Raw genomic sequence first — 7,909 nt, forward strand, 5'->3', positions numbered from 1 at the left:
GATCAATCGCACCTCTGGTTGTCGTTAAGGACCTGTTCCACGGGAGGGTTCGTCGATTTTCAGAATCCGATCGCCTCGAACGTGCTCCAGCTTTTGCACAATCCCACTCGGCCACTTGATTTCGATGCTCTCGGCCTCGCTGGCTGAACCCAGTCCGAAGTGCACGCGCTTGTCGCTGGAAGAGAGATAGCTGCTGGCGGTACTTACAATCGCGAACTGCGGGCCTGCTTTCGTGACAAGTTTCACTTCGGCACCGATCGCGTCGCGATTGCTTGTATGGCCAACAAGTTCGAGCATCAACCAATGGTTTTGCGGAGCCGTTGTGTTCAGGAGAATGTGTACTGGGCCGTCGTTCGTCGTCACGACCGCGTCCACGCGACCATCATTGTTAATGTCGCCGATGGCCATACCGCGTCCGACCCAAGGCTCCTGCAACGCAGGTCCGGAGAGTACCGAGACGTCTTCAAAGCCCTGCCCAGTGTTGCGAGCGAGTAGCATCGGCTCGCGATAATGAAGGTTGGGATAGGACAATTCAATTGTGTCCAAATCATGTCCCTGAGCTACTAGAAGGTCCTTCCAGCCATCGTTGTCATAATCGAGGAAGCGCACTCCCCATCCCGAGTGGAGTGCCGTCATATGTCCGATTCCCGAACTGAGACTCGCATAGGCAAAGGTGGAGTCGCCTCTGTTTTGATAGAGCGCATACCGCTGGTTGGCAAGATCGGTGACGACGAGATCCGGGAATCCATCGTTGTTGTAGTCCGCGAAATCGACGCCCATGCCGGCATACGTATGACCGTCTCCGTCGACCGCTGCCTCCGACAACAATCCGACTTCTTCGAAGGTGCCATCCCCCTTATTGCGATAAAGGAATTCACGCATGGAATCGTTGGCGACAAAGAGATCGATATGTCCATCGCGGTCGTAATCGGCCAAAGCAATGCCCAGCCCCTTGCCCTCCTTGGAGATTCCGCTCTTCCCTGAAACCTCGGTGAAGTGACCGTTGCCATCGTTGTGGTAAACCAATGGAGCAATCGCGTGGAACACGTCTGGCTGGCAGTACGCACGATATCCTTCCTTCCTCTCACCGCACCAGATATCTGCAAAATCCCATTCGACATAGCGCAACACCACCAGATCGAGCCGGCCATCGTTGTCCAGATCCACCCACGCGGCGCTTGTAGACCAGCCCCTGCCACGAACTCCGGCCTTCTCCGTAACATCCGTAAACGTGCCGTTGCCGTTGTTGTGATAAAGCCGATTGCCGCCATAGGCAGTAACAAACAAGTCTTCGTAACCGTCGTTGTCGTAGTCGCCGACCGCGACTCCCATCCCGTAGCCCGCGCCTTGCAGACCAGCTCTCTCGGTTACGTCTTCGAACTTGCCGTCTGCCTTCTGGTGATACAAACGATTCCAGTATTTCGGACCTGTCTTCTGCGGAATTTCGCCCTTGGGCGTGGGATCTGTTAACGGCGCACCGTTGACAAAAAAGAGATCGAGGCGGCCATCGTTGTCATAGTCGAAGAGGGCCCCACCCGCGCCCATCGTCTCAAGCAAGTATTTCTTGGACGTGTGCGACGCCAGGTATTCGAAGTTCACACCACTTGATCGGGTCACATCGACGAAATTGCCAGTGATTCGGTCTTTAGTGGGTGGGACCGTCTGCTTTGTGGTTTGAGCGCTCCCCCACCCGCCGAGGAGCACGCAAAAGACTAGTGCTTTTTTGAAATGAATCACGACGCGCGGTGACTACCGTTTTCTCGCCATCCTGGCAACAAAGCGTTCGCGCGGTAGTTCGATTCGTTGTAGTGTGGATTGCGGCTCGGCGCGTAAATCCGCTTTCCCGTAAAGGGATGGTCCTGAGTGTAAATCCACACGCTGTTCTGATCCCAGAGAATGACTTCATCCCGCGCGCCGCCGCTCAGGTCGGCGACGGCAGCGCACAGATCGGGATGCCCGTCATCCGGGAACATCACAATCCGCTGCATCTGCGCATCAATCATTCCACCTTCCCGAACGTTACCTGAGAGTAGAACAAAGTCCTGCCCATCGCCACGCCAGTTGACTGGGAGCATTGAGCTGGCTGAGTGAATGGGTTCATCCTGGAGCAGAATGTTTCCGTCATGGTCGAACAAAGTCACGATCCCTGGATTTTTCCAGAAATTTACAGTCATGTATTGCAGGCCGGGCAGATCGGGACGGAACTTGCCGATCGTTCCGCTTTGCGCGTGACCGACTCGCACATGATTGAGAATGGCACCCCGTTTATCGAAGATGACGAGACCTTCGTCGCTGCCACTCACATAGGCACGTGGCTCCGCATTCGCATCGCCGCTCAGATTGCCCATGAATACTGCATCGGCGTGATCCTGTAGCTCTTCATCATGGCTCCAGAGCTGGCGGCCGTTGTGGTCCCACAGCGAATATCCGATCAGGAGCTCATCGAGACCGTCGCCATCTACGTCGAACGGATATGGGAAATGTCCGGTTTGTCCTTTTCCGCGCCATATGAGTTCTAAATTGTTGTTGAAGATCCAAAAACTCTTGTAACGATCCTTTACCAGGATGTCGTGCCGCCCCTTGTTGCCTGAGACGTTCAGGAGCGCGATCGAATCGCCATTTTCAAATTGATAAGGCGCACGGGCGCCGCTCGCAGCAGGCTCTTCTGCGGGCATCCATGCCCAGCGTTTTACCTTTCCCGTTTTTCCTTCAAGGATCTGCAGCTTGAAATCGCGGACTGTGATTACTTCGTTCTGTCCATCTCCATCGACGTCGTGAATCTGCAGTGGCAAATCGTTGGTGAGAAGAATGTTGCGAGGATCGGGACGTCCAGACTGCCACAGAATCTTGCCGTCGAGTGTGACAGCAGTGAGACAGCTGATTTGATCGTGCGCATCGCCTTGCACTCGCGGGACGTTCTGAGCGATTAGGATGTCGACTTGACCGTCGCCGTCCAGATCGCCGAACCGAGCGCTGCGGCCCGCTCCGAATCGTGGAGTTGAGAATTTCTTCCACAACTTCGGCTGAGGATTTTCTCTTCGCAGTCGTTCTGTTTCCGTATCGCGGGTGCGGATTTGGTTTGCGAGTTTGGTCTTCGCCTCTGGAGAGGCACTTACGCGGAAGTCTTGAAAGCGGGCGGGAATATTCGCCGTGATCCCTGCTTTGCCCTTCGTAAGCTCCTCGTCGGTCGCCGCAAGAACCTTCTGACCGTCGACGTAAGCCCTGATGTTCCGGCCGACGTTCTCGATTTTTAGTACGTAATACCTCTTCGAATCATATGAGAAGTCGCTCCGGCCCAATTCGCGCCACTCGGCAACACGGAGTTTTTTCTCAAGAGGCTGGCGCACGACCAAGCGGACAGAATTTCCGCCAGAAAGAGCAAACAAGTAGTAATGCCGATTCGTGTGATACCGGAAAACAACTCCAGCCGTCTCCATCAATGAAAGTGGCTTAACTCTCACTTCCACCGTGTAGTCGCTCCACTCCGGATCGCCGGTGACGAAGATGGGATTCATCTGCGCAGCTTGTTCGTTGACGAGATGCTGTTCCAAATAGGGATTTCCATCTTCGTCTCCTGTAACCCAGGCGTCTAGATGGCAAATAGCATTTGCCCAGGGACCGAGAGGAACACCGCGATTAGAAAGGTAGTGATATTCCTGAATTGCTCCGTTCAGTTGTCCGACAGGACGGGTTAACCAGCCTGGGGGAAAGCTGGAGAAATCGTCGCGAAACAGATCGCTTCCGTAATTCGCCGAGCTCTGCGCAGCATCGACAACCGATTTTTGAGACGCGGTCTGAGCAGCTACCAAGGCTTCTGACCACGCCGCTCCTGCTGCCGCGGAGCTCACTTTCAAGAACGTTCTTCGATCCATGAGGCAGCCAGTATAACGACGCAACAGCTTTCTGCTTCCTGATATTCTCGTGCGGGCCAGGACGTCGAGCTTGCATTTCGATCAGTGAAATCGCGCTCTGCGCCCAACTCCAAGATTCGTGTTGCGAGAGTATGCAAGAGGAAATCGGACAACTCAATCGACGACACTTTCTGGTACTCAGTGGAGCTGCCGCGGCGGGGCTGGCTGGCTCTAATGTTTATTCACGAGCGCAGGATGTGGAGACATCCGGACCTTTAAGCAGCCGGCGCGCGCCTGAGAACCCGATCGTCCTGCGATCGACGGAGATGGAAGTTGTGCTCGACCGGCACGACGGTCTTCCGTATGAATACCGTCTTTTGCGCGGAAACCGCCGCATGCTCGGCGAGGATCTCGGCATGCCGATTGCCGTTACTTTCTATGACAAGTCCACCGGCACGATTAAGACCGTAAGCGCCTCGGTCCAAAAGTACTCTGAACTGAAAGATCATTCCGACCTGCTGTTTCAGGTCACAGATGGCTCCAATACTGCAATCACCTTCGTTCTTGCTTATCTACTCGACGCAGCTACGGTTCGTGTTGTTCTGTACGCCGTCCGCGAATCGGCCGGATACGAACTCATCGAGGTAGCTCTGCCGCGGCTTGCGACAGTTCGCGAAGAAGATGGACCAGCATGGCTCGCACATGGCGACGACGGTGGCTGGCTCGCCAATCTCAAAGACGCAACAGTTGGATCTCTGAAGGCGAACACCTTCTGGGGCAATGTCTCTGCCACTTTGCCGGTTGTGATGATCGGCAGCGATCGTTTGATCTGCGTACAGGAAACGACAGCGTTCATGGACGGCACGGCGCTCAGCGTAAGCGGCGAAGCCGGCAAGCGGAGAGCTGCTCTTGGCACCATTAAGGCTCATCGAGTAAACGGCACTCTCTGCTATGACATGAATACTGGGCCAGGAACTCCGCGGAACTGCGGCAATAGGCAGACTCCGAATGTGCTGATTGACCAAGAGTCTTCCTGTCGTCTTGATTTCCTTAGTGCTCCTGACGATAAAGCTCCGCTCTCCTGGTTAGACGCCGCGAAAGTGGTTCGCAAGCGCATGCCACCGATCCCCAATCATCTTTATGACGACGCATTTGTGTATGGCATTCGCTGCGATGAGCCGAGCTATCCCAAGCCTTCCTCAACATTCGAGCAATGCGAACAGTTGATCCACCAGATCGCTGAACTAACCGACTACGCTCCGCAAATCGTTCATCTGTGGGGCTGGCAATATCGAGGGAAAGACACTGGCTATCCAGCAGTTGCTGAAGTCAATCAGCGCATCGGCGGCTACGACGGAATGATGAACTTGATGCAGAAGGCGAAGGCGTACAACTGCATTGCGACGCTCTCGGATAACTACGATGACGCCTACCGCAGCAGCCCGGAATGGGATACGAAGATCATCGCACGACGTCCCGATGGCGAGCTCTGGGAGAGCCGCAACTGGACAGGAGAAAATTCCTACATCATCGGTCTGGCCAAGTACATGGATGGTCCCGGAATGGAACGCGTCCGCTACACCTGCGAGCGTTACAAGTTGCCCAAGACAACGCACGTAGACGTGCTCTCGTATTTCTCCATTCGCAACGACTGGGACCGTGACCATCCGGCCAGCGGGATCAAGAATCTGCTTGCTCGGTACAAGATCCTCAGCGAGTTTGCCAAACGCGGAGTGGACGTTAGCTCCGAAGCTCTGCGTTACGCGTTCATCGGCAAGATCAGTTCATTCTGGTACATGACCGGACCTGGAACTTGCCCGTTCGGTGGCGCTCAGATTCCATTGCTGGCAACGATCTACCGCAAGAGCGCTGTCTGGGGCCAATCCGGAAGAACCACGACGGCCGCGGAGCGGGTGATGAAGACATTGTTCTATAACGGATGTTCGCATGCGATCGTCCGCGCAGACATGAGTCTGAACGACGCTCTCGATACTTTTTATTTAGTCATGGTTCCATGGTTCCAACTACACGCTCGCAACATCGAGTCGTTCCGACGCGATGGAGAGCGGACTGTAATCAGTCTAGAGAACAACGCGATCATCGACATCGATTGGAGCGGGAAGACGTACACCGCGTCGTTGGACGGTTTCCCGATCTGCTCCGATGCAGGCACTTTCTGCCCGCTTGACGAGAACCGCATTGCGCTTTATTCGCTTTCTGCACGAGAGCTCTCGGCACAACTTCCAAGAGGATGGAGCGCGACTGAATTACGCGCAGCCAGGCTAACGGCAACTGGGCCAGAGGAATTCCATGTCAAAGTGGAAGGGACCCAGATTCGCGCAAGCGTTGAAGCGCGGCAGCCAGTGATCGTTTATAAAAATGACGCTGTCCGGCGCAAGCGTTCGACATCAGCCTGAATTGCTCTCAGGCCGATGTAGGCCTCCACCGCTAGCCGGACTAGTTACGCCATAACTGTCCTATTCTTATTGCCTCGAAGCGCAGCATGACTTTCCACTTATCCTTCCTCATTCACCATCTGGATCAGCGCTTGAATGTAGCCGAAACAGTATGCAAATGCCTGGCGTCCATCTTGGTCGCCATCGATCTTGGGCACGTGGTCGGGCATCAGCATTCCGCCGTAGCCGACTTCCTCGTAAGTGCGAATCGCACGAAGGAAATTGACGTCGCCGTTGTCGGGAAAGGTCTCCTGAAAATTTAGGAAGCCGCCTTTGATGTTGCGAAAGTGAACGTTGAAGATTTTGCCTCGAGTACCGAAATAACGGATGGCGTCGTATATCTCTTCACGTGGATTCTTCAGGCTCTCGCTCACCGTGCCCTGACAGAAATTCAGTCCATGGTAAGGACTGGGATTGAGCGAGATAAATTTCTTTAAACCATCTACAGTGCTCAACACACGATGCACTCCGCGATATCCCGCGGGCTCCGGCATGGCGGGATCTTCCGGATGGCAGGCCATTCGAACTTTGTACTCTTCCGCAACCGGCATAACGCGTTTCAGAAAGTAATCGATCCGTTCCCACGATTCTTCCGCGCTCACGCGGCCTGCCTCGGTTAGCTGATCGCGGTCTGCGGCTTCTTCATATTTGAATGTCGAGTAGGTTCCGCCACCGCGTCCAGGAGTCGATTCCGTACGAACGACTCCAAGCATGGTAAGGTTGTACGTGAGCATGGGGAACCCCGCTCGTGCTGCATTGCGCATCTTTTCGCATACAGCGTCGATCTCGCGGTCTCGTTCCGGACTCTTGCCCATCATCACGTACCGGATCTCTGACTTTGAAACATAGCTGGGGTGAATCAAGCGCAGCGCGTCGGCTTTTATGCCATAGGACTCGATGTGCTCGCGCTTTCGAGTAAGCGCCTCAACCGACCAGTCGCCGCCTTTCTCCAACTCCGGCGGAAACCCGCAGATGTGATTCACGCCAAAGGCGGCCATCACCTTCAGGATGTCGTCGCTGTCACCGTGTTGTGTCCCCAGCTTGAGATTTGCTTTTCGCCGAGTGGAACTCTGAGAAGTTCTCGAGCCGAGATTCGACGCAGCGAACGAAGGTCTCACTGCCGCTGATAGGGCATAGGCAGCCGAGTTAATGAAGAAGCTTCTGCGATTCATGCGCGATAGTGTACTCAAGCCGTTAAGCAGAGATCAGCGACTGCCTGAACATTCCGAGATTTTCCCGAGTCCTGCACGATGAGATCGGGTTATGCTCGAATATGTCCTCGAATCAGGAACTGCTGGACGCAGGGAACGTAGGCGTTTCCGATCGGGGGACTAGCCGCTTTCATCCTGCAATTTCGCTTGTCGCGCTCGTCACGGTTCTTCTCATCTACATCGCGCTGCGCCTACGACACCTCGGTACTTATTCGCTCTGGTGCGACGAAGCCTTCAGCGTCTTCGTTGCCAAATCGTCGTGGCACGATTTCTTCCGGCAGCTGCTTATTGACCGGGTTCACCCACCTCTTTACTACCTCCTGCTCAAGCTCTGGATCTCGGTCCTGGGAGCGTCGGTGGCGGGATTGCGATTGTTCTCGGTTTTGTTTTC

At 54.8% G+C, this 7,909-nt stretch carries 5 protein-coding genes; 2 read left to right on the forward strand and 3 right to left on the reverse strand.

Going from position 1 to position 7,909, the window contains the following annotated elements; genetic code table 11:
- Positions 1 to 24: 24 nt before the first annotated feature.
- Positions 25 to 1,737, reverse strand: coding sequence for a CRTAC1 family protein (locus VNX88_24365; GenBank protein ID HWY71824.1), 1,713 nt, complete (start codon positions 1,735 to 1,737; stop codon positions 25 to 27).
- Entirely contained in the window at positions 1,734 to 3,848 is a 2,115-nt protein-coding gene (locus VNX88_24370) for a hypothetical protein (GenBank protein ID HWY71825.1), read from the reverse strand. Before VNX88_24370 ends, VNX88_24365 begins: the two co-directional genes overlap by 4 nt.
- Positions 3,849 to 4,003: 155 nt before the next feature.
- On the opposite strand from VNX88_24370, the gene VNX88_24375 reads away from it, so the two are divergent.
- Entirely contained in the window at positions 4,004 to 6,268 is a 2,265-nt protein-coding gene (locus VNX88_24375; GenBank protein ID HWY71826.1) for an endo-alpha-N-acetylgalactosaminidase family protein, read from the forward strand.
- 98 nt (positions 6,269 to 6,366) lie between these two features.
- Here VNX88_24375 and VNX88_24380 read toward each other — a convergent pair whose 3' ends face one another.
- The gene (locus VNX88_24380; GenBank protein ID HWY71827.1) at positions 6,367 to 7,479 is read right to left on the reverse strand and encodes a mannonate dehydratase; all 1,113 of its coding nucleotides are present in this window, start codon (positions 7,477 to 7,479) and stop codon (positions 6,367 to 6,369) included.
- 101 nt (positions 7,480 to 7,580) lie between these two features.
- Here VNX88_24380 and VNX88_24385 point away from each other — a divergent pair.
- The coding region (locus tag VNX88_24385; protein ID HWY71828.1) for a hypothetical protein at positions 7,581 to 7,909 on the forward strand (329 nt) is incomplete at its 3' end.

Source organism: Terriglobales bacterium, assembly GCA_035567895.1.
Taxonomy (GTDB): domain Bacteria; phylum Acidobacteriota; class Terriglobia; order Terriglobales; family Acidobacteriaceae; genus Gp1-AA112.